The sequence below is a fragment of the Halorubrum trueperi genome, assembly GCF_042662525.1.
GTDB classification, from domain to species: Archaea; Halobacteriota; Halobacteria; order Halobacteriales; family Haloferacaceae; genus Halorubrum; species Halorubrum trueperi.
In genome coordinates this window covers 506,357-527,184 of record NZ_JBHSXI010000012.1, presented here as the reverse complement: position 1 = coordinate 527,184, position 20,828 = coordinate 506,357, and the positions used below count along the sequence as shown (strand labels likewise).

Sequence of the window (20,828 nt, the reverse complement as noted above, 5' to 3'; positions counted from 1 at the left end):
GATCTTACAGGAGACGCTCGCTACCGCTACGCAACCGAGGTGTGAGGCTTAGCTAAAGACGAATGATGGGAATACTATAGGAGGCCCCCAATATGAGATGTGACACCGGCTCTGGATGGGCTGAACTGATTCAGGCATTGGAATCAAGAGCAGATTTATCGGTGTTTGCTGGTGCTGGGATTTCAGCAAGGGCTGGTGTTCCGCTGGGTGTAAGCATCGTAGATTATCTTCAGTCGGAGTACCCGGATGCGTTCGAAGACTGTGAAGATGTGGCGTATGCTGATGCTTGGCAGCAGGCGCTTGGTGGGCCAGAAAACCGAGGGCAGCGACGAGCAAAGATCGAGAAGCTCATCGGTGGAATCCCGCCAGTAAACAAGACGTACGTCGATGACTATGGCGAGACTGGGGCACTGGGAGCGCATTATCAACTAGCGGCGTTGGTCACTGACGGGCTTTTCGCAGACCTCTTCACGACGAACTTTGATCATCTAGTTGAAATTGGCCTAAAGGTCGTTTGTACGGAGAACCATCGTGTATATCAATACGATGATGATATTGAGAGCGGTAATCAGCGTGATAGCACGACACGGGTCCTGAAACTGCACGGTGATTTCCTCTTCGATGATTTAGCGAATCTCTCGACAGAGATGGAAGCCCGCCTAACGCAGAATATGCGGACAAAGATCCATTCAGTATTACAAGATCAGGGCCTCGTCGTGGTCGGTTATAACGGCTCCGACGAAACCATCATGGAGCTATTGAAAATGGCTGCAAGAAGTGACCATGGAATCTCCCAGGGGCTGTGGTGGGTGACATACTCAGACTCGGATGTTCCCGAACCGGTGTCTGAACTAGTCTCGATACTGCGGCGTGAAGGAAAACCTGCCCACATTATCGGACCGGAGGAGGTATCCACTGAATCATCGTTCCGGGTTCCAGAATTCGCGATGACAGACGACGAAGTGGCAGCCCACGCTGGGCCGCTTACCGACATTTCCTCGCTTGGTGCCCACCAATTTTTCGGCGGCCTCTGTAACGTCCTTGACGTCCCTGCGCCAACGGTGCCACCGTTCGGTATTACAAAGGAGCGCTCTCACCTCACGGAAGCACTAGGAAGTATGTTCGGTTCGCCTCGGCAACACCCAGAAGCCACCTATGCAGATGATAAAATCGATACAACTGAGCTTCCATCAACTAAGTTTGAAGATATCATTTCCGAGCGCGGTAACCAAGCACCGGTCTTTCTGTGGAATCTGACGCATTCGGAAATATCACGTTTAGTGGCTTACCTCACCGAACAGTCTGAAAACCCAGTGTTCTATTTCGATCACCAATTTAGTCGGAATCCCATCCAAGAGCGCTTAATTGATGATCTGAAATTGTTTGCGGAGTCAGTCGGCGTCGCTACGAAGCAACTAAGCGGAATTGAAGACATTCTAGAGCAACTGTTCAACGAAGGCACGACAATAATTATTGATAATCCGTTCGAACCGGTCGCTAGCGACCCAATTGATATTGGGGTCAGATTAGATTATTGGGATCTCCTTGTAGACTTGATGAATATAACCACGGACACGGACAATGGAAAACTGATTATCACCACGTATCTGCAGGGTGATCCTGAGATAGTGTCATCCAAGCCGAAAATAGCTCACGGTACTGTCACCCGCTCGCAGCAACGCTCAATGGCGCCAGAAGCAATCCAGTCAACGAACACCGAAGAGATCTCAGCAGAGATCGAGAGGGTGACGAGCGAAGAACTGGCCGTTCTCAAAGTGATGGCACACCTCCGTTTCGCAGTTAAACCATCTTCATTACCAGAGGATACCAGCGATATCTCCGTTAAATCTGTACTATCAAATCTCCAAGAGCGCGACCTTGTGATAGAGCGACAGGGCCGATATCGAATTCGTGCAACTGTCCGTCACATCCTCCTTGACACATATATCGACACCGAGGAGACCCAGGAGATCGCACGAGAGCTGGCGGCATCATTTAGAACCATCGGGAGTGAGCGACCCACCATACATGAAGGGCACTTCACGATCGAAGCCGAACACTATGCCTGGCAGGCCAACCAGTACCAACAGGGCATCCATCACCTGCGTGAGTTTTCCGATCAGTTGATCGGCGGAGGGTATCCGATATCCGTTTACTATGCACTACGCGACTATTTCAGTGTGGCAGCAGATGATATCGGAGTTTTAACCTCGCTTCCAAGGGCCACCGCGTTAGATCTTTTCCGGATCTATTACCAAGCATGGGACTTGGTCGAGGGTGTCTCCGGCATGGTTTGCCCACCCTACTTCACTGAGGTCGAAACGAAATTCGAGAAAGCGATCGGTATGCCATTCGACCAGCTCTTAGCTGGCCAGATCGCGAGTTTGATGGGTGACGCAGAAACCGCCAGAGTACAATTACAGCAGGCAGAAGCCAAGCTGAAGTTACCATCGAATGCGTACCTGCTCGGTATCGTCCGAGAACTATTGGCACATCTCTACCTACAACGTAATTCTCATCGCCTCCCACCAGCAACGATACGGGACGACCCCCAGACCTCAATTCGGTGGCTAAAACAGGCGGCAGAGGCATTTGAACACGCCCAGCGCCCCATCCGGAAAGCACTATGTCTCGACAATCAAGCGGCGATCCACATCAGGCAAAGCGACTTCGAAGCCGCTACAACCACAGCTACCGAAGCCCTTCCAGCAATCGCGCACTTAGAAGGATTCACTGCCGACAAAGGCAAAGTCTATGCGAATCTGTTCACCGGCGCAGTCAATCATGCACGAAATACCGAGAATTATGAAGAGATGGTTGACCGGCTTCGAACAGCCGAAGGCGCATTTTTCGAAGCCTACCTCAACTATGCAAATATATCGGATATACTCGGCATCGCAAAGTGCCTCGATACCTTACTGAAAGCATCCGTTGTGTACCGCGAGCACGGTTATCAGGAACTGATGCCCCAGCCTTCACACGTCTATGGCTGGCTCTTTGAAGCCTACACTGACGCCCCAACCGCTACAAGTGATATTGTTATGGAAGGAACTGATTTTTGGGTTCACTATATTCTCGGTACAGGAAACTATCCCTACCTTGCTGCTTGGCTCCCCTACTTCGACCGCTATATCGACCGCCTATCCAAGCAATTCAACGAGAAACAAGCACTCGGCACTCGGTTGAACTACCTAACCTACATCGCTCAAGCGTTCAGCAATGACGCGTTATTCAACACCATCATCCCCGAACTCAACCTAGAAGGTGCAGAACAAACCGCTTGTACGTGCTACTTAGAGTGGATCACAGACACCGATGTCAAACTCAAAGACCTCGAACAGCAGTACGATCTTCACGAAGACATCTTCAAGCTAATGCAGCGCGTCGACGAAAACATCCAACAGTCCTATGGCTCGACAGTTAATTGATCGTTATCTCAAGATGACACTCATCCATACGCGCCCTGTATGCAGCAGCATCGAAATAGGCTACCAGGATGCTGTCAGGAAAAGTGTGCTGCACACAGAATATTGATTCAACGATTTACCTATTGCTCTGGTGATCGACAGAAGCGTCAGTTTCGACCATAGAATCGACGGCTAAGGAAAAATCTGTTGTATTCCGTGAATGGTGTTTACATTCCACGGAGATAGAACATAGGTCTGAGTCTCGATACTGCGTTGCGGGTGTTATGGAACTTTTGAGGCTAAAACCTCGCCTTTCAGGGCGGGGAGGATGTCAACCTGTGACAGCGTATCCGTTTTCGATGAGCAGGTCGCGGACACGCTCCTCGTGATCGCCCTGGAGTTCGATGGTGTCGTCTTTGACTGTACCACCGGTTCCGAGTGCAGATTTCAGCTCCGACGCGAGTGATTTGAGATCGGTGGCTCCTTCGAAGCCCTCGATAACGACCATTTTCTTGCCATACCGACGCTCTTCGGTCCGGACAGTCAACTGTTGTGTCGCCCGGTCCAGATCTTCGAGTGGGTCCTCAGGGACATCGAGATCATCGAATGGCGTGTCGTCTGTCATGTTTTGGCCACCAACTTTAGAGCCAGTCCTCTCCCCACTCGTCTAACACGTCGAAGACGGGACAGAGCGCACTGCCTTTCTCAGTCATCTTGTAATAGCTCGCAACCGGCGATTCGAACTCCTTGCGGTTCTCAATGAGCGCTTCGTCTTCCAAGTCATCAAGCACGCGTGAGAGCGTGTACGAACTCGCGCCCGTCGATCGCTTGAGTTCGTTGAACCGCTTTTCGCCGTCGCGCAGATCGTTGAGGACGATGAGCTTCCACTTCGACCCGATCTCCTCGATCGACCCCACGACGTTGCAAACATCCGCATTCCGTTGCTCGATGTCGGATTCTGTATCGGATTTCGACGTCGGTAGTTGGGTCGCCATTACTTGGTTATCTTATAGTTGCCTGAGCTATATAAGGTTTGGCAGCCAACTAGGTAATGTAATGGAACTACAAAACTCGACGGTGCTTGTGACCGGTGCGACCGGCAACATCGGCCCATACGTGACGGACCAGCTCGTTGACCAGGGCGCAGATGTGATCGGCACCTACGTGACCGAGACCGAGAGAGATGCTGTCGAGACCAGCGCAGAGTACGCCGACGCGGTGTCATACCACCACGTCGATCTCACCGACCAACCGGCGGTCGAAGCGTTCGCTGAAACCGTCACCGAAGAACACGGCTCGGTCGATCACATTGTCGGCCTCGCTGGTGGGTTTTCGATGGGCGGCATCAACGAAACCGATGGAGAGGCGTTCGAATCCGCACTCAGCCTCCACGCGACGACGGCGTTCCTGACGGTCAAGGCGTTCGCCGACCAGCTCAGTGAACACAGCGGTATCGTCCTGTTCAGCTCCGACCGAGCGATCGATCCGGTCCCGGGCACGCTGGCCTACAACGTTGGCAAGGGCGCAGTCCGGACGCTGACCGAGTCGCTCGACGTCGAACTCGATGCTCGCGTCAACGCGATCGCCCCGTTCCTCATCGACGTCCCGGGGAACCGGGAGGCGATGCCCGACGCCGATTTCTCCGAGTGGACGGCCCCTGCGGCGGTCATCGATGAAGTGGTCCACCTGCTCTCGAACGACGGTGTGACGGGGCAGATCATCCAGATGACTGGCGGTCAGCCGGAGCTGGAGGCATAATGGCTCTGGAGACTGCCGGTGGTGGGCTTGCCTTCTTGGTCGGCCGCCTCATCTTCGGCGCGGTGCTCGGTTTCATGGGATTGAACCACTTCATCGGGCTGGAGGGAATGAGTGGCTACGCCGCCTCAAAGGGCGTCCCCGCCCCACGGTTATCCGTTGCGGGGTCCGGCCTCATGCTCGTCGTGGGCGGACTCGCCATCATCCTCGGGGTGTACCCACTCATCGGCGCGGCGGCCATCGCCCTGTTCTTCCTGGGCGTAACGCCGGTCATGCACGACTTCTGGACGGTCGAGGATCCCGAACAGCGCCAGTCCGAGATGACGAACTTCCTGAAGAACGCTGCGCTCTTCGGAGCCGCGCTCGTATTCGGGGCGCTTGGTGGAATCGACTGGCCGTACGCACTCAACATCGGCCTCTAAGGAGATTCGAATGACCACGCAACCGAATCCAGAGAATGCAGACGCTCTCCCGCGAGGAACCCGTATCGGCCGGACTGCGCTTCGCGTCGCCGATCTCGATGAGATGACCGGATTCTACCGGGACGTCGTCGGCCTCAGTGTGCTCAGCACAAGCGACACGACCGCCGTTCTCGGGGTCGCCGACACGTCACTGCTCGTCCTGGAGGAAGCGGAAGATGCCCTGAAGCGTCACCGATCGGGCACCGGGCTTTACCACAATGCATTCAGAGTGCCCTCACGCGAGGCGCTCGGTGACGCGCTCGGTCGGATACGAGACCACTGGCAGCTCGGTGGTGCGTCCGACCATCTCGTCAGCGAGGCGCTGTATCTCACAGATCCCGAGGGGAACGGCGTTGAGATCTACCGGGACTTCCCCCGCGACGAGTGGTCCATCGACGACAATGGGACGATCAGAATCGGCTCCGATCGACTCGATCTCGATAGGATCGAAGCCGCTGGTAGTGGTGGAAATCGGGCACCGCCGGGCACAGACGTCGGCCATGTCCATCTCGAAGTCTCCTCGCTCGACGCATTCAAGGACTTCTACGTAGACACTCTCGGGTTCGAGGTGCAAGCAACCTGGCCGAACGCACACTTCGTGTCTGCCGGAGGGTACCACCATCACATCGGGGCGAACACGTGGCACCATCGGACGACACCAAGCGACGGACGAGGGCTGTCGTGGTTCGAGGTGGTTGTCCCGGATCCGGAAGTACTCGATGCTGTTCGAGAGCGGTTCGTAGCCGGCGAGATTCCAGTTACCGAGATGGACGACGGTATCGTAGTCACAGATCCGGATGGCATCGAGATTCGACTTCGGGTAGAGTCAGCAACCTAGGTGGTTATAGAATACTGGGGATCGTTTAGTAGCGAATCGACTACCACGACCGAGTGTGTGGTGCTGAACGTTACTCTGTGTTTATCACACCTCACTAAGCCATCAGTAATTGAGGGGTTCTACAGAGCTGGACACTCTCACTCTTGGTTTCGCTGCAGGCGCTGTCGCCGTTGCTCAAACTCCTCGTCAGTCAGGTCCCCGCGAGCGTACGCTGTCCGCAACTCTTCGAGCGCACGGTCATGTTCGAGAACCTGCCCGTCCACCAGACCACGGTACAGTACGTATCCGATCCCGAGGAGGACGAGAAGAAAGAGAAGCATCATCCCGATGCCCCACATCGGTGCGACTCCCATACCTGAGCCGCCGCCACCCCACCACCAGCCCATCATTCCCATCGTCGGCAGCGCAAACATCATCATCAGCAGGGGAAAGAGTACAATGACGGCTAATACGATGATGACTATCCGAAGAAGCGAGTCGCCTTGATGTTGACTGGACATTGTGGATTCTCTCCTAGGTAGAGAGTAGCACGGGAAAGGCAATAAAACCGGCCTCTTGACGGAGTAGAGCCCATCAACTCCGACTTTGAATTGCAAAGCGGTGACTCTGTTGAAATCCTATTCTTCAGATCCATTATCGACTGAAATAGCCGGTCGACGAAGAGTGCATAGTGTACGTGTGCTTCGCGCAAAATATTTACTAAAGAATAGAATTACCTCAAAAATCAATATACAGGTAAGTCAATTCAACAGTTATCATACTCAGTTTTCTTCTGGCATCCAAAATGTGAGAGTGACAACTAGTGCCATTATTACAGCTAATACGATGTATCCCTCATTGAAGTATCCGTAATCACCTACCACGCCAAAAAGAACTGGACCGCCAGCAGCGAGAGATGCTGTGAGCGTTCGAATCACACCGAGACCTGCTCCTTGACTCTCGTCAGAGAACGAATCTGCAAGGAATGATTGTGTAACCGCCCCGGTTCCAAGCATAGTACTTATGAGAGCGGTGATTCCACCGAGGAGCCAGATATCATTAAGTGCAGGGAGGAGAAGGAACCCTGCTGTAGCTGGAGTGAGAATGCCAATCAGTGATTTTCGCATACCAATTCGGTCATAGGCCACACCGGCTACAGGCTTCACAACAACGCCAACAGCAAAAAAGAACCCGAATAGAATACCCGCTGATTGTGACGATAGCCCCTTTACAGTGGTTAGGTAGGTTGGATAGAACGCAGTAAACGACTGCCAGATGAACATATAGAGAAATAAAATACCGGTCATAAATCCCATTGCCGGGTTCCGAAGCTCTGTAACAACGTTTAGTGTCTCCCAGATCGATCGCGTATTGGTTGATCCTTCAGTCGAGGCATAGCCGGAAGACATGGCAAAGATACTGAGTCCGGCCAGAACGAGGAGCGGTGCTACAAAACCCAGACCAATCTGCCAAGCGATAACCGCGGCGAAAGCGCCCGCAATCGGCGGAAGAACGGTCTGGCCAAGATCCCCTGTTGCCATTGTCACGCCAAGGGCGCTTCCAAGTCGCTCAGAGTAGAGCTTGGATAGGAGTGTGATTCTGGCGATTGGGTACAGAGAATGGCCGAGACCCCAGATTGCAGTTGCAAAAAACAGTATAACTGGCGACGAGGACGTGACGACAAGTCCGAGTGCTGCCGCAACGATAACTGTACTCACTGCCATAAGCGCTCGCTCGTTGTACCTGTCCGCAAGGATACCTCCCGGTAACTGGCCGATAGCAGCAAAGAACCAGAGAACAGTCACTAATAGACCGGCAACCGTCAGACTCAGATTGTAATCAGCTTGGAGATAGGGGATAATGACGGGGTACACCATACGAACCCCGTTCAGCAAACCCCATCCAGTAGCAATTGCAACAAGCGATACTCCTTTTCCGTCTCCCCATAGCGCTGACAATTCTTTGCGAAACACGGCAGCAAATTCCATCGGGTATAACTAGCAATACTCCTCTCAGTGGACATAGTAGCTGGCTTTAACCCCTCAATTACCGGTTTCCCTTCGTCTCAACGCCGCAGTACTATAGCCCCACTGTATTGACCGCAACCGGATCAGAATGTATCATCTGTTGAGGATTTCAACAGAGCCTAAAATATTCATCCAGCACCGTCGGTAACTCTTGAGAGCCACTGGGCTCGATGTGTTCTGATGGTAGTGCGCGGGACCGGATTTGAACCGGAACGAGACGGTCGCTCACTTCGTTCGCGCTGCGTCTCGTAGGGTTCGAACCGGTCCTGCTCCCTCACTCCAGCCGACTCGCTTCGCTCGTCGGCTTTCGTTCAGTGCGCGGGACCGGATTCGAACCGAAAGAAGACGTGCTCACTCGCTCTGCTCGTTGCGCGCGACTTCTAGGATTCAAATCGCTCCTGCTCTTCGCTCACTTCGTTCGCTCATGCGCGGGACCGGATTTGAACCGGCGGACCCCTACGGGATAGCGTCCTAAGCGCTACGCCTTTGGCCTGGCTCGGCAACCCGCGCGCGTTCGAGGATAGACGCAAGCGACTCAAGAACCTGACGAACCGCCACGGGCGGTGAAGCGCCTCCGAGCGCCCAGCCCCGCCAGAGCGCCATCGCAAACCGGTATCGCTAGCGATGCCAATCCAGCCCTCCCTCGACGCTCGCCGGGTCATGTCGACCGCCACGCGCCATTAATACGGCTTCGGCCCCTACTCGCGTGCATGTCAGACACGCTCGAAACTGCAACCCTCGGCGGCGGGTGCTTCTGGTGTACCGAGGCGGCGCTCGAACAGCTCGCCGGCGTCGAGTCGGTCACCTCCGGCTACGCCGGCGGCCACGTCGAGAACCCCTCCTACGCGGCGGTCTGCTCCGGCAGCACCGGCCACGCGGAAGTCGTACAGGTCGCGTTCGACCCCGACGTAATCGCCTACGACGAGGTCCTCGAAGCCTTCTTTGAGATCCACGACCCGACCCAGCTCAACCGCCAAGGCCCCGACGTGGGCAGCCAGTACCGTTCCATCGTCCTCTACCACGACGACGCACAGCGCGAGATCGCCGAGGCGTACGTCGACGTACTCGATGCGGCGTACGAAGACGATGTCGTCACCGAGATCGAACCGCTGGAGACGTTCTACCGCGCGGAGGAACACCACCAGGACTACTTCGCGAAGAACCCCGACGACGCCTACTGCACCTTCCACGCGAAGCCGAAGATGGAGAAAGTTCGCGAGAAGTTCGAAGCGAAAATGGTGGAGTGAGCGGTCGACACCCCGTCTTGATCGCGACCAGCATCGCAGTCCCCATCCCGGTCACCGCAGCCGACCGTGTCCCGCCGATCCAACCGATAGCTGGTCCTGTTGAAATCTGCTTCTTCAGACGTATTTTTTGTCCGAACCAGCTGGTCGCTGAACCGTCCCTCTTGATCGATAGCGGATGTGGGTATAGCAAACCGCCGTTAGCGACGTAGTATTTAAATGAATAAGCGCGGCAGCGACGGCTGCTTATAAATAAACAACGCTGTGGCGCGCCTCCGAGCGGCCGATAGGCCGCGAGGAGCCCGCGAGGGAGCCCGCGGCCGCTTATAAGCGGCCGCGGCGAGGTTGGGGAGGCGTGAGGTGCGGGGCTGTTGCTGTGCAGGGTGGGATTCAAAGGGGCAGCCGCGAGGACGAAGACGCGCGACGCAAGGACCGCAGGAGTGAGCAAAGCGAGCGACGAGGACCACAGCGAGCGCATCGAGTCATGTGAGGGCGACCGAAGGGAGCCCTCGACTGGCGAGCGGCGAAGCCGTGAGCCGTCGCGGCTGGGGCTTTGTAGATGTTCACCGCGCTGTCAACGATCACGTATAAGCGAGCGGCTGGGGCTTTGTAGATGTTCACAGCGCCAGCAACGATCACTGATAATTCGATCCAGCGAAGGTTGCTCTCGATCGCCTCGTCACCGACGACACCGACGAACAACTGGTCGCCGGAATCGTCAGAGCCATCATCGGGGCTTAGAAGACGTCGCGGCTCGCGGTCGAACGGTAGACCTTTGCCGTCGCCGGTTCGACCGACGGTATGGTCTCGCTGGGACTGGTGGTGGCGCGGTTCAACGACTCCGTCACGGAGCCGATGGCCGAAGCCGCCCGTGCGGCGGCCGCCGATCGCGACGCCGTCGTCGTCGACGAACTGTCCGTGCCGGGGGCGTACGACAGCCCGCTGGCCGCCGATCGGCTCGCGCGCCGCGACGACGTCGACGCGGTCGCGGTCGTCGGTGCCATCGTCACCGGCGACACCGACCACGACCGCGTCATCGCGAACGCGACCGCGGAACAGCTCACGCGGGTGAGCCTCGACCGCGACACCCCCGTCACGTTCGGCGTGAGCGGGCCGGGGATGTCCGGCGCGGAGGCGCGCGAGCGGATCGACAAGGGAGCCGAAGCGACGACCGCCGCGATCGAACTCGCGGCGGAACTCGACTGAGTGCCCCCGTGACCACATCGATCGCACACCGCACACCGTTCGAACATCACGCATCGATCGCATACCGCACACCGTTCGAACATCACGCATCGATCGCACACCGCACATCGATCGAACATCACGCATCGATCGCACACCGCACATCGATCGAACATCACGCATCGATCGCACACCGCACACCGAGCGAACCCACGACACGACAATGACCGACGCATACGACTTCTCCGACCGGATCGGACGCGTAGAGCCCAGCGCGACGCTGGCGATATCGAACCTCGCCGCCGAAAAGGAGGCGGAGGGGGCGGACATCGTCGACCTCTCGGTCGGCGAGCCCGACTTCGACACCCCGTCGAACATCGTGGAGGCCGGCAAGGACGCGCTCGACGCCGGCCACACGGGCTACACCTCCTCGAACGGGATTCCGCAACTCACGGAGGCGATCGCGGAGAAGCTCCGCGGCACCGACATCGACGCCGACGCCGACGAGGTGATCGTCACTCCGGGCGGCAAGCAGGCGCTGTACGAGACGTTCCAGACCCTGATCGACGAGGGCGACGAGGTCGTCCTCCTGGACCCCGCGTGGGTCTCCTACGAGGCGATGGCGAAACTCGCCGGCGGCGACCTCTCCCGCGTCGATCTGGCCCCGCACGGGTTCCAACTGGAACCCGCGCTCGACGAGCTCGCGGCGACGGTCTCCGACGACACCGATCTGCTCGTCGTCAACTCCCCGTCGAACCCGACGGGGGCCGTCTTCTCGGAGGCCGCCCTGGAGGGCGTCCGCGACCTCGCCGTCGAACACGACATTGCCGTGATCTCCGATGAGATCTACGAACGCATCATCTACGACGCCGACCACGTCTCGCTCGCGAGCCTCGACGGGATGGCCGACCGCACGATCACGGTCAACGGCTTCTCGAAGGCGTACTCGATGACGGGGTGGCGGCTCGGCTACATCCACGCGAAAGGCGACTTCGTCGGGCAGGCAGGCAAGCTCCACTCGCACTCCGTCTCGTGTGCGGTCAACTTCGTCCAGCACGCGGGCGTCGAGGCCCTGGAGAACACCGACGAGTCGGTCGAGGAGATGCGCGAGGCGTTCGCCGACCGCCGCGACCTCCTCGTCGATCTGTTCGACGAGCACGGGATCGACGTCGACGTCGGCGACGGGGCGTTTTACATGATGCTTCCCGTCGACGCGGACGACCAGGCGTGGTGTGAAGCCGCCATCGAAGAGGCCTCGGTCGCGTGCGTTCCCGGCAGCGCGTTCAACGCGCCCGGCTACGCCCGCATCTCCTACGCTGCCAGCGCGGAGCGGCTCCGCGAGGCGGTCGACCGGCTCGTCGCGAACGACCTCCTCTAGTCGATACGGCGTTCGCTAATCCGACCGTCCCGACGCGGTTCACGTTCGAACGGCTCTGTTGAAATACTCAACGAGTGACATATGTTGGCCCGTGTGCGGTCAGTACGGCTCACTATGTTATAGTTGCGTATACGACTCAATTACTGAATATCCGGCGTATTCGGGGTAACACGCCCAAAACAGTTATTATCTCACTGCTCAGATGTGTGCCATGCTAACTTCTGAATCAGTTATACTGTGGATACACATTATTACGGGGGTCATCGCACTGCTAGCAGGAGTCGGTGCACTTGTCACCACAAAAGGCGGCCATCGTCACCGACTTAGCGGGCGTATTTACGTCGGAGCAATGGGTATGGTCGTCGGGACCGTCTTTCCATTACTCGCTTTCGACCCGAACCCGAATCGCATATTTCTCACGTTAGTCGCCATCTTTAGCGGCTACTTCGCGTTTTCCGGGTATCGAGTGCTCTCCCGAAAACGGTCCTCGGATACTGTTGGGCGAATCGATTGGATAGCAGCACTTCTCGTCGTCGTCGCGTGTCTGTTCCTTGGGGGATGGGGTGCTGGATTTCTTCTCGGTGGAGACTCCTTCGGGACAGTGATGGTCGTTTTCGGTGCTATCGGTCTTCGTGTCGGCTTCGCTGACCTTCGGGAGTTCCGGAATCCGGACCAACGAGCTCCATGGATGGTTGAGCATCTCGGGCGAATGATGGGAGCGTACATCGCTACGGTAACTGCGGTGTCAGTCGTCAACTTCAGTGACATCTCGCCGGTCGTGAGCTGGCTTTGGCCAACCGTTATTGGAGTTCCACTCATTTGGTACTGGTTCCGGAAATACGGAAATATGGGTCCATTTGCCCGTCTCTACCCGATGAAGTGAAATATCGAATTCGAGTACAGACAGTAAATGCGAAATTGTGGGTATCAGTTAATACGCACTCTACAGCGACCGACTGTTTCATCCTGTTTCGCGTCTGAAGAAGCGGATTTCAACGGATTCGTTCGAACCGAAATCCGATCGTTCACCGCGGGTTAGTATCCCGTCCCGAGCAGCTTGTTCCCGACGAGCGCGACGAGTGCGATCACGTACAACCCCGAGAGCAGCGCGAAGGAGACGCCCCAGCCGAACAGGTCCGCGGCCAGCCCGACGCCGAAGGAGCCGGTCGAGCCGACGACGGTGTAGACGGTGCGAACGAGTCCGAACCCCGCCCCGCGCTCGGTGTCGCTCAGCGCGTCCATGAACCGCGGGTCGATCGCCGAGAAGAAACTGGACCCGACCCCGGCACCCAGGACGCCGAGCGCGACGCCGCCCACATCGGGGACGACGACGAACCCGGCGGCTCCGATCGCTCCGGATCCGATCGCGATCCCGATCCCGGTGTCGCGACCGAATCGGTCCGCAATGCGACCCGTGCCGATCTGTGCGACGGTCCGGACGACGAAGAACACGGAGAAGATGGCGGCGGCGGTCCCGGGCGAGTAGTCACGGAACGCGACGAGGAACGTCGGGAGAAACGACATAATTCCCTGGACGACGTACGTGCCGATCATCGCGACGAAAAGCGGCAGCAGGATCTCGGGTCGCGAGAGCAGCGCCACGAGCGGGCCGAGCTGTAGCCGGTCGCGCATCGGTTGATCGGGCCGCCGGGGTTCCGTCGGTCGGACTCCCCGGACGAACAGCACGAAGACGGGCACGCCGACGACGGCCGCGAGCGCCACCGCCGGCCGCCACCCGTACCTGACGCCGACCCACGCGGCGGCGACGGGCGCGGTCAGTCCGGCGAGCGGGCCGCCGACCGAGTGAAGCCCGACCGCGGTGCCGAGCTCGTCGAACGTCCGCGAGAGTAGCGTCGTCGCCACCGCGTAGTGGAGGCCGGCGGCGAGCCCGAGCAACACCGCCACGAGCACGAACGCGGGAAACACCGGTGCGAACGCGAGGAGGACGCTCATCGCGGTCGACCCGCCCACCGCGAGGAGGATCACCCGGCGCTCGCCGTATCGATCCGCGAGGATCCCGCTCGGGAACTGCGAGACGCCGTACGCGAACCACATGCCCGACAGCGCCGCGCCGATCGCGGTGTTCGACACCGCGAAGTCGTCGACGATGAAGGGGACGACCGGGCTGATCGCCAGCCGCGCGAAGTACGTCACGAAGAAGGCGAGCATGCACAGCGCCAGCACGGTGTGGCGGTACTGCCAGTTCATTCGCTCGCGTACCCCAGCCGTTCGGCTGCCCACCCTGCAGGCTCGGCTACCTGCCCTGTCGGCTCGGCTGCCCGCCTCGTCGGACCGGCGACTCGCCTACGATTCCGACACATGGATCGGCGTTGACCTCGCGGTGAAATGTACCCACCGATACCGGCTTGTCTGTGTCGCTCACGTCGGCGGCGGTGCGGCGTTCCGAAACCCTTACTCCCGGTCCGGGACACCTCGACGTATGAGCGATACGTCCGAGTCGACGGACGGCGCGGGAGACGACGGGTCGGCCGACGGGGCCGAGACCGCCGACGCCACCGCGTCCGCCGTCGACGCCGAAGAGGTCCGCCACGTCGCGGAGCTGGCTCGCGTGCGCCTCGACGACGACGAGGTCGCGGAGTTCGTCGACCAGTTCGGCGACATCCTCGACTCCTTCGAGGCGCTCGACGAGGTCCCCGAGACCGACCGCGAGGAAGAACTCGTCAACGTGATGCGACCCGACGAGGTTGCGACGGGACTCACACAGGAGGAAGCGCTGTCGAACGCCGCGGAGACGGAGGACGGCTTCTTCGTCGGGCCGAAGGTGTCGTGATGGCGGTCGACCACAACGCCTTCATCACGGAGGAGACGATCGACGGCGATCCGGACGCCGACGGCCCCCTCGCGGGCGCGACGGTCGCCGTCAAGGACAACATCTCCACGGCGGGGATCCGGACGACCTGCGGCTCGGAGATGCTCGCCGACTACGTCCCGCCGTACTCCGCGACGGTCGTCGAGCGGCTGACCGACGCGGGCGCGACCGTCGTCGGCAAGGCGAACATGGACGAGTTCGGGATGGGCACGACGACGGAGACCTCCGCGTTCGGCCCCGTGCGGAACCCCGCGGATCCCGAGCGCGTCCCCGGCGGATCGTCCGGCGGGTCGGCGGCGGCGGTCGCCGCCGGGGAGGCCGACCTCGCGCTCGGCTCCGACACGGGCGGCTCCGTGCGCTGTCCGGCCGCGTTCTGCGGCGTCGTCGGGATCAAGCCCACGTACGGGCTCGTCTCGCGCTACGGGCTGATCGCGTACGCGAACTCGCTCGAACAGATCGGGCCGATCGCGAGCACCGTCGAGGAGGCGGCGGCCGCGCTCGACGTCATCGCCGGCCCGGACCCGAACGACGGGACCACGCGTGACCTCGCCGACGTGGAAGGCGCAGCTCCCGACGCGAGCTACGCCGCGGCCGCCGACGGCGACGTCGACGGGCTGACGATCGGGATCCCGACGGAGCTGTTCGAGGGCGCGGACGAGCGCGTCGTCGAGACGGTCGAGACCACGATCGCGGAGCTGGAGGGGCAAGGGGCGGAGACGACGGAGATCTCGCTCCCCTCGGTCGAGCACGCGGTGCAGGCGTACTACGTGATCGCGATGGCGGAGGCGTCCTCGAACCTCGCGCGGTTCGACGGGGTGCGGTACGGCCACCGCGCCGACTCGGACGGCAACTGGAACGAGTCGTTCGCGGAGACGCGCGAGGAGGGGTTCGGCGCGGAGGTCAAACGCCGGATACTGCTCGGCACGTACGCGCTCTCGGCCGGCTACCACAACAAGTACTACGAGAAGGCGCAAGACGCCCGCGCGTGGGTCAGAAGCGACTTCGAGGAGGCCTTCGAGGACGTCGACGTGATCGCCTCGCCGACGATGCCGGTGCTCCCGTTTGAACTGGGCGAGAGCCTTGACGATCCGCTCCGGATGTACCTCGCGGACGCGAACACGACGCCCGCCAACCTCGCGAACCTCCCCGCGATCTCCGTGCCCGCGGGGCAGGCCGACGGGCTCCCGGTCGGGCTCCAGGTCGTCGGACCGGCGTTCGACGAGAAGACCGTAATTCGCGCGGCGAGCGCGGTCGAGGACGCCAGCTGAGCGCCGACTTCGACGAGTGTTAATCCGGGTAAAATCGCGTTGAGCGTCTCGTCCGTTTAGGTGCCTCCAACCCCTCGTCCCGGGCGCATCATGACCGAAAACGGATCGACTGTACCGGATGCGTTCGATCGCGACACCGTTCGCCCCGCCAGCCGGATCGCCATCGCGGCGATCGCGCTGGTGGGCGTCTTGTACCTGTTCACGCTGCTGCCGGGGATGGATCGGCTGGTCCCGCTCACGCCGGTGACGTTCGCCGCGGTCGCGAGCGCGGTTGTGACCGCTGGCGTCGTCGCGCTGCTGCTGTTTGCAGCGCCGAAGTTCGCGTCGCTGGCGCGGATGAGCCTCCACCGGTCTGACGCCGAACAGTACGTCGAGACCGTCGCCGAGAACGCGAGCGGCATGGTGTACTGGCTCGTGGTTCTCTCGGCGGTGCTCGTCGCCCACCGCGGGTTCGCGGCCGCGATAACCCCGCTGCTCGACGGCTTCGCGTGGACGTACGACGCCGCGTTCCTGCTCGTCTCGCTCGTGCCGCTCGTGTTCGTGGTGGCCCGACTGACGGTGACTGTCGACCCGCTGTCGGCGTTCGTCGCCGACCGCGTCGCCGGTGAGGAGCCTTCGACCGACGCGACCGCCGAGAGCGACTCCGCCGGTGGCGACGCGGCCGCCGAAAGCGGCTCCGCCGGTGGCGACGCGGATGACAATTCCGTCGAGCCCTGAGCGCCGGGTCGATCTCGGCGCTCGCCGCGGGAGCGCAATCCGGAACGTCCATACCTGCCCCCGTGAACGGGCACGTATGGCGCTGACCGACGAGGAGCTGAGCCGGCTCGCCGACATCGTCCGCCTCCAGCCGACGAAGAACGGCGAACTGCAGGACGCGTGGGGACTCGAGAGCGGCAGCGAGGTCCATCAGTACCTCCAGAACCATCTCAAGGAGTACTACTACCGCGACGACGACAGCCTGATCCGCTCGACCGCCGAGGCGAACGACCTCGTCGACGTCGAGCCCGGGATCGAGGCGGACGCGGTCGCGAAGGGCGGCGCTCCGGAGACGATCCGCGTCCCCGAACTGGAGGCGCAGGTATTCGAGGTCGTGGCCGGGCCGGACGAGCGCTCGCAGTCGGTCGTGGCCGTGCTCAAAGCCGTCCGCGACGCGTTCGACGTCGATCCGGGAGTCGACGAGGTTCGGCGCGCGCTCAGGAGTCTCGAACGCAAGAACGTGGTCGAAGTCGTCTACCGGACCGTGCCGACGTTCAAACTCGCCGTCGAGCGCGACGCGATCACGGTCGAAATCGCCGAGTGACCGGGTGGCTGCGCATACGGATTGTCGGGTGATTTCCACCCAATGGATGCCGATCAGCTCCGGGACTCGGGGTCGCTGTCCTCGTCCGGTCCGGCCGATTCGCCAGTCGAACTCGACGTATCGCGCACGCTCGATTCGTCGGTCGGACTCGACGCATCCTGTGCCTTCTCCTGTCGCGGTTCGCTCGACGCGTCACCCGTCGGGGGCTGCTCGCCCAGCAACGCGATCGCCATCTGTCGGGCGGCGTAGGCGACGGCGTTGGTGACGTGGAGCGCGATGAGGACGCCGACGATCCCGACCGGGACCGCCAGGGCCGCCTCGGGAAGGGTGTCGATCGCCCACGTCACGGGCTCGCCGTTGGACTCGCCGAAGGTGGCCACGTAGGGGTACCGGAGCGGTGCGGCGATGAGCGGGAGGGCGTTCACGAGGGCGAAGATCGGGACGAACGCGAACAGCGTGACCCAGAACTTCAGCGTGAGGAACCCGAGTCCCTGCCACGTCGACGGGGCGTCGACGTACTTCCTGACGCCGGCGAGCGCTCCGCTGCCGCCGTCGTCGAGGTCGTCCGGACGCCGCAGGTCGGTTCCCAACAGCGCGTTCGCGAGCCACCGCTCGACGCCTGCGAGCAGTCGGGATCCGATCAGAGTCGCGAACAGGATCACGAGCCCGACGAGCACGACCGAGAGGACGAGCCCGAACGCGATCCCGAACGTGAAAAACGCCGAGTACGCGAACCCCAGCGGGATCGCAAGGAGGAGGTACACCAGATTGCGATACGTTCGACCGTCGGCGACGACGCCGACGACCGGGAGGTCGGAGGGTGAAACGCGGGAGACCATACGCGGATGGTTCGCCTCATGCCGAGCGCATAAATCGGTCGCTCACGGCGCGCCGATCGCGTCCATCAGTACCCGCCACGCGCCGATGGCATACGTCGCTCGCTCCCGACGGCCGGTCACCCGATGAAGAAGTCGATCGCGTTCCCCGTCGACTGTCCCTTGTACAGCTCCGAGTAGCCGCAGTTCGAACACGAAACCACCACGAACTTGCGGTTCTGAACGTCGAACAGCTTCGTGAAGCCGGTTCCGCTCGTCGCGATCTCGTCGGTCTCCGTCTTCGTGTCTCCGCACTTCGGGCAGCCCATCGATCCGTCGCCGAGTTCGACCTCCTCGGAGTCCGCCCGCGCGTCGTCAGTCGGTCGGTCCAATTCGTTTGCGGCGTCGTTGCCGAACACGGAGTACGTCGCCTCGTCGTCATCCTCGTCGGAGGGCATCGGGCTCACGTCCGGCCGCGAGCGATAAACCTTTTGTGCCTCCCTCGGCGTTTTCGTGCCTGTCTCGCCGTTATTGTCCCGATATCGCCGCTTTTGCGCCGATCTCGACGTTTCCATCCGACGGCTCCTCTCATTGCTCTCCCTCATTCGTCGATCTCCCCTCGACGCTCCCTATTCGTCGATCTCGTCGACCAGGTCGTCGGCGACGCCGGTGTAGCCGGCGGGCGTCAACGCCTTCAGCTCGTCGCGGACGCCCTCGTCGACGTCGAGCTCGTCGAACAGGTCGCGGAAGTCGTCGAGGGTGACCGACCGTCCGCGGGTGAGCTCCTTCACGCGCTCGTAGGCGTCCGTGTCGCCCTCGCGTCGGAGGATGGTCTGGACGGCCTCGCCGATCACCTCGGGGGTCGCGTCAAGTTCTTCGCGCATGACGGCCTCGTTCGGCACCACCTTCGCGAGCCCGTTTTCGGCCTTCGAGTAGCCGATGAGGCAGTGCGCGAGCGCGGCACCGACGTTGCGCTTGACCGTCGAGTCGGAGAGGTCGCGCTGGAGCCGCGACGCGGTGACGTAGTCTGCGAGGAAGCCGAGATCCGAGTTCGCCTTCGAGAGGTTCCCCTCGCTGTTCTCGAAGTCGATCGGGTTCACCTTGTGCGGCATCGTCGAGGAACCGGTCTCCCCCTCGACCGCTTGCTGGCCGAGGTAGCGGTCCGAGACGTACAGCCACGCGTCCAGGTCCAGATCGAGGAGAACGTTGTTGACGCCGCGGAGCGCGTCGAACAGCGCCGCGAGGTCGTCGCAGGGATTCACCTGCGTCGCGAGTGGCGTGTGTTCCAGATCGAGCCCGCGAACGAACGACTCGGAGAACGCCCGCCAGTCGACGTCGGGATACGCGGCGTCGTGGGCCGCGTACGTGCCCGACGCGCCCGCGAGCTTTCCGGAGAGATCGCCGTTCGCGACGACCACCCGGCCGAGCGCGCGGCCGAGCCGTGAGGCGTACACGGCCATCTCCTTGCCGAAGGTGGTCGGCGTCGCGGGCTGCCCGTGGGTCCGCGCGAGCATCGGCGTCGCACGGTGCTCCTGTGCGAGGTCGACGAGCGCGTCCCGCACCTCGCGTATCGCGGGCACGAGAACCTCGCTCACGGCCGGCTTCAGGAGGAGCCGGTGCGCGAGGTTGTTCACGTCCTCGCTCGTGAGCCCGAAGTGGATCCACGGGTACAGCGACTCGGCGTCCGCGATCTGTCCGTCGTCTTCCAACCCGTCCAGCCGGACCCGCAGGAAGTACTCGACCGCCTTCACGTCGTGGTTGGTCGCGGCGTATCCAGCCGCGCCCTCCACTTCGAGCGCCTTGATCAGGCGCGCGTCTTCCGCGGAGAACTCCTCGTCGATCGTCCGAAGGGCCGCCGTCGCGTCTGCATCGAGCGAGATCGGGGTCGCGTCGAGATCGGCGAGCGCGACGAGGTACTCGACCTCGACGCGGGTCCGGGCGCGCATGAGCGCGGCTTCGCTCGCGTACGGCGACAGCGGCGCGGTTCTGGAGGCGTATCGGCCGTCGAGCGGCGAGACGGCCGCGAGCGGGTCCGACCGCGATAGCCCAGCGATGGCGTCGTCGCCCGCCGGTTCGGTGGCGTCGCCCGCCGGTTCGGTGGCGTCGCCCGCCGGTTCGGTGGCGTCGCCCGCCGGTTCGGTGGCGTCGTCGCCCGTCGGTTCGGAGTCGTTCGTCATGTCCGCGACTGCCCGCGGAGCCAGCAAAAGCGTGTCGATGGTGAATCGCACGGACATGGATAGGTTCGACGCGGAATTCGGCTCGAATGGCACAACCTATCCGCGAACGTGGATCCACGCTCGCGACGGACCGCAATCGATATACCCGATCGGTCGGACCACTC

Annotated in this window: 20 protein-coding genes and 1 tRNA gene; 12 read left to right on the top strand and 9 right to left on the bottom strand. The window is 61.0% G+C overall.

What is annotated here, in order from left to right:
* The first annotated feature begins 92 nt into the window (after positions 1-92).
* Complete coding sequence (locus ACFQEY_RS13090; protein ID WP_379769246.1) at positions 93-3,428, top strand: SIR2 family protein; 3,336 nt, start codon at positions 93-95, stop codon at positions 3,426-3,428.
* A gap of 310 nt (positions 3,429-3,738) precedes the next feature.
* Here ACFQEY_RS13090 and ACFQEY_RS13085 read toward each other — a convergent pair whose 3' ends face one another.
* Positions 3,739-4,032 carry an SUI1 family translation initiation factor gene (locus tag ACFQEY_RS13085; RefSeq protein WP_379769243.1) on the bottom strand — a complete coding sequence of 98 codons (294 nt, stop codon included), beginning with the start codon at positions 4,030-4,032 and terminating at the stop codon, positions 3,739-3,741.
* Between the two features lie 16 nt (positions 4,033-4,048).
* Positions 4,049-4,402 (bottom strand): winged helix-turn-helix transcriptional regulator, encoded by a 354-nt coding sequence (locus tag ACFQEY_RS13080; protein ID WP_379769241.1) that lies wholly within the window; start codon positions 4,400-4,402, stop codon positions 4,049-4,051.
* Positions 4,403-4,463: 61 nt separating this feature from the next.
* Here ACFQEY_RS13080 and ACFQEY_RS13075 point away from each other — a divergent pair, with 61 nt between their 5' ends.
* The 3 genes from ACFQEY_RS13075 to ACFQEY_RS13065 are packed head-to-tail and all read left to right on the top strand — an operon-like array spanning position 4,464 to position 6,461.
* Positions 4,464-5,165: an SDR family NAD(P)-dependent oxidoreductase gene (locus tag ACFQEY_RS13075; protein ID WP_379769239.1), complete on the top strand. Its 702-nt coding sequence runs from the start codon at positions 4,464-4,466 to the stop codon at positions 5,163-5,165.
* A complete protein-coding gene (locus tag ACFQEY_RS13070) occupies positions 5,165-5,584 on the top strand; it encodes a DoxX family protein (RefSeq protein WP_379769236.1) in 420 nt (139 codons plus the stop codon). Before ACFQEY_RS13075 ends, ACFQEY_RS13070 begins: the two co-directional genes overlap by 1 nt.
* Before the next feature lie 10 nt (positions 5,585-5,594).
* The gene (locus ACFQEY_RS13065; protein ID WP_379769234.1) at positions 5,595-6,461 is read left to right on the top strand and encodes a VOC family protein; all 867 of its coding nucleotides are present in this window, start codon (positions 5,595-5,597) and stop codon (positions 6,459-6,461) included.
* 137 nt (positions 6,462-6,598) lie between these two features.
* Here ACFQEY_RS13065 and ACFQEY_RS13060 read toward each other — a convergent pair whose 3' ends face one another.
* The 3 genes from ACFQEY_RS13060 to ACFQEY_RS13050 form a co-directional block, all read right to left on the bottom strand.
* On the bottom strand, positions 6,599-6,880 hold the full coding sequence (locus ACFQEY_RS13060) for an SHOCT domain-containing protein (protein ID WP_379769231.1): 282 nt from the start codon (positions 6,878-6,880) through the stop codon (positions 6,599-6,601).
* 342 nt (positions 6,881-7,222) lie between these two features.
* Positions 7,223-8,317: an MFS transporter gene (locus ACFQEY_RS13055; protein WP_379769228.1), complete on the bottom strand. Its 1,095-nt coding sequence runs from the start codon at positions 8,315-8,317 to the stop codon at positions 7,223-7,225.
* A 575-nt stretch (positions 8,318-8,892) separates the two neighbouring features.
* Positions 8,893-8,977: transfer RNA gene (locus ACFQEY_RS13050), tRNA-Leu, on the bottom strand.
* A gap of 200 nt (positions 8,978-9,177) precedes the next feature.
* Here ACFQEY_RS13050 and msrA point away from each other — a divergent pair.
* The 4 genes from msrA to ACFQEY_RS13030 all read left to right on the top strand — a co-directional run bounded on the left by msrA (position 9,178) and on the right by ACFQEY_RS13030 (position 13,157).
* Positions 9,178-9,714, top strand: a complete 537-nt coding sequence (gene msrA, locus ACFQEY_RS13045; RefSeq protein WP_379769226.1) for a peptide-methionine (S)-S-oxide reductase MsrA — start codon at positions 9,178-9,180, stop codon at positions 9,712-9,714.
* Positions 9,715-10,512: 798 nt separating this feature from the next.
* Positions 10,513-10,917 (top strand): 6,7-dimethyl-8-ribityllumazine synthase, encoded by a 405-nt coding sequence (gene ribH / locus ACFQEY_RS13040; RefSeq protein WP_379769223.1) that lies wholly within the window; start codon positions 10,513-10,515, stop codon positions 10,915-10,917.
* 202 nt (positions 10,918-11,119) lie between these two features.
* Complete coding sequence (locus ACFQEY_RS13035) at positions 11,120-12,274, top strand: pyridoxal phosphate-dependent aminotransferase (protein ID WP_379769220.1); 1,155 nt, start codon at positions 11,120-11,122, stop codon at positions 12,272-12,274.
* A gap of 211 nt (positions 12,275-12,485) precedes the next feature.
* Positions 12,486-13,157 carry a DUF2306 domain-containing protein gene (locus tag ACFQEY_RS13030; protein ID WP_379769217.1) on the top strand — a complete coding sequence of 224 codons (672 nt, stop codon included), beginning with the start codon at positions 12,486-12,488 and terminating at the stop codon, positions 13,155-13,157.
* 152 nt (positions 13,158-13,309) lie between these two features.
* On the opposite strand, the gene ACFQEY_RS13025 is transcribed toward ACFQEY_RS13030, so the two are convergent.
* Complete coding sequence (locus ACFQEY_RS13025; protein WP_379769215.1) at positions 13,310-14,482, bottom strand: MFS transporter; 1,173 nt, start codon at positions 14,480-14,482, stop codon at positions 13,310-13,312.
* A 232-nt stretch (positions 14,483-14,714) separates the two neighbouring features.
* On the opposite strand from ACFQEY_RS13025, the gene gatC reads away from it, so the two are divergent.
* From gatC to ACFQEY_RS13005, 4 genes are all read left to right on the top strand, one after another.
* Positions 14,715-15,065 (top strand): Asp-tRNA(Asn)/Glu-tRNA(Gln) amidotransferase subunit GatC, encoded by a 351-nt coding sequence (gene gatC, locus ACFQEY_RS13020; protein ID WP_379769213.1) that lies wholly within the window; start codon positions 14,715-14,717, stop codon positions 15,063-15,065.
* Entirely contained in the window at positions 15,065-16,372 is a 1,308-nt protein-coding gene (gatA, locus tag ACFQEY_RS13015; RefSeq protein WP_379769212.1) for an Asp-tRNA(Asn)/Glu-tRNA(Gln) amidotransferase subunit GatA, read from the top strand. Before gatC ends, gatA begins: the two co-directional genes overlap by 1 nt.
* A 90-nt stretch (positions 16,373-16,462) precedes the next feature.
* A complete protein-coding gene (locus tag ACFQEY_RS13010) occupies positions 16,463-17,089 on the top strand; it encodes a hypothetical protein (protein WP_379769211.1) in 627 nt (208 codons plus the stop codon).
* Between the two features lie 76 nt (positions 17,090-17,165).
* Positions 17,166-17,672 (top strand): DUF5797 family protein, encoded by a 507-nt coding sequence (locus ACFQEY_RS13005; RefSeq protein ID WP_379769209.1) that lies wholly within the window; start codon positions 17,166-17,168, stop codon positions 17,670-17,672.
* Between the two features lie 53 nt (positions 17,673-17,725).
* Here ACFQEY_RS13005 and ACFQEY_RS13000 read toward each other — a convergent pair whose 3' ends face one another.
* The 3 genes from ACFQEY_RS13000 to purB form a co-directional block, all read right to left on the bottom strand.
* Positions 17,726-18,511 (bottom strand): sensor domain-containing protein, encoded by a 786-nt coding sequence (locus ACFQEY_RS13000; RefSeq protein WP_379769208.1) that lies wholly within the window; start codon positions 18,509-18,511, stop codon positions 17,726-17,728.
* Positions 18,512-18,627: 116 nt separating this feature from the next.
* The gene (locus ACFQEY_RS12995) at positions 18,628-18,945 is read right to left on the bottom strand and encodes a zinc ribbon domain-containing protein (protein ID WP_379769206.1); all 318 of its coding nucleotides are present in this window, start codon (positions 18,943-18,945) and stop codon (positions 18,628-18,630) included.
* A gap of 171 nt (positions 18,946-19,116) precedes the next feature.
* On the bottom strand, positions 19,117-20,664 hold the full coding sequence (gene purB, locus ACFQEY_RS12990; RefSeq protein ID WP_379769204.1) for an adenylosuccinate lyase: 1,548 nt from the start codon (positions 20,662-20,664) through the stop codon (positions 19,117-19,119).
* Positions 20,665-20,828: the final 164 nt, after the last annotated feature.

Coding starts and splice junctions, on each gene's coding strand:
- ACFQEY_RS13090 (WP_379769246.1), top strand. CDS start 93: ATGAGATGTGACACCGGCTCTGGATGGGCTGAACTGATTCAGGCATTG.
- ACFQEY_RS13085 (WP_379769243.1), bottom strand. CDS start 4,032: ATGACAGACGACACGCCATTCGATGATCTCGATGTCCCTGAGGACCCA.
- ACFQEY_RS13080 (WP_379769241.1), bottom strand. CDS start 4,402: ATGGCGACCCAACTACCGACGTCGAAATCCGATACAGAATCCGACATC.
- ACFQEY_RS13075 (WP_379769239.1), top strand. CDS start 4,464: ATGGAACTACAAAACTCGACGGTGCTTGTGACCGGTGCGACCGGCAAC.
- ACFQEY_RS13070 (WP_379769236.1), top strand. CDS start 5,165: ATGGCTCTGGAGACTGCCGGTGGTGGGCTTGCCTTCTTGGTCGGCCGC.
- ACFQEY_RS13065 (WP_379769234.1), top strand. CDS start 5,595: ATGACCACGCAACCGAATCCAGAGAATGCAGACGCTCTCCCGCGAGGA.
- ACFQEY_RS13060 (WP_379769231.1), bottom strand. CDS start 6,880: ATGATGATGTTTGCGCTGCCGACGATGGGAATGATGGGCTGGTGGTGG.
- ACFQEY_RS13055 (WP_379769228.1), bottom strand. CDS start 8,317: ATGGTGTACCCCGTCATTATCCCCTATCTCCAAGCTGATTACAATCTG.
- msrA (WP_379769226.1), top strand. CDS start 9,178: ATGTCAGACACGCTCGAAACTGCAACCCTCGGCGGCGGGTGCTTCTGG.
- ribH (WP_379769223.1), top strand. CDS start 10,513: ATGGTCTCGCTGGGACTGGTGGTGGCGCGGTTCAACGACTCCGTCACG.
- ACFQEY_RS13035 (WP_379769220.1), top strand. CDS start 11,120: ATGACCGACGCATACGACTTCTCCGACCGGATCGGACGCGTAGAGCCC.
- ACFQEY_RS13030 (WP_379769217.1), top strand. CDS start 12,486: ATGCTAACTTCTGAATCAGTTATACTGTGGATACACATTATTACGGGG.
- ACFQEY_RS13025 (WP_379769215.1), bottom strand. CDS start 14,482: ATGAACTGGCAGTACCGCCACACCGTGCTGGCGCTGTGCATGCTCGCC.
- gatC (WP_379769213.1), top strand. CDS start 14,715: ATGAGCGATACGTCCGAGTCGACGGACGGCGCGGGAGACGACGGGTCG.
- gatA (WP_379769212.1), top strand. CDS start 15,065: ATGGCGGTCGACCACAACGCCTTCATCACGGAGGAGACGATCGACGGC.
- ACFQEY_RS13010 (WP_379769211.1), top strand. CDS start 16,463: ATGACCGAAAACGGATCGACTGTACCGGATGCGTTCGATCGCGACACC.
- ACFQEY_RS13005 (WP_379769209.1), top strand. CDS start 17,166: ATGGCGCTGACCGACGAGGAGCTGAGCCGGCTCGCCGACATCGTCCGC.
- ACFQEY_RS13000 (WP_379769208.1), bottom strand. CDS start 18,511: ATGGTCTCCCGCGTTTCACCCTCCGACCTCCCGGTCGTCGGCGTCGTC.
- ACFQEY_RS12995 (WP_379769206.1), bottom strand. CDS start 18,945: ATGCCCTCCGACGAGGATGACGACGAGGCGACGTACTCCGTGTTCGGC.
- purB (WP_379769204.1), bottom strand. CDS start 20,664: ATGACGAACGACTCCGAACCGACGGGCGACGACGCCACCGAACCGGCG.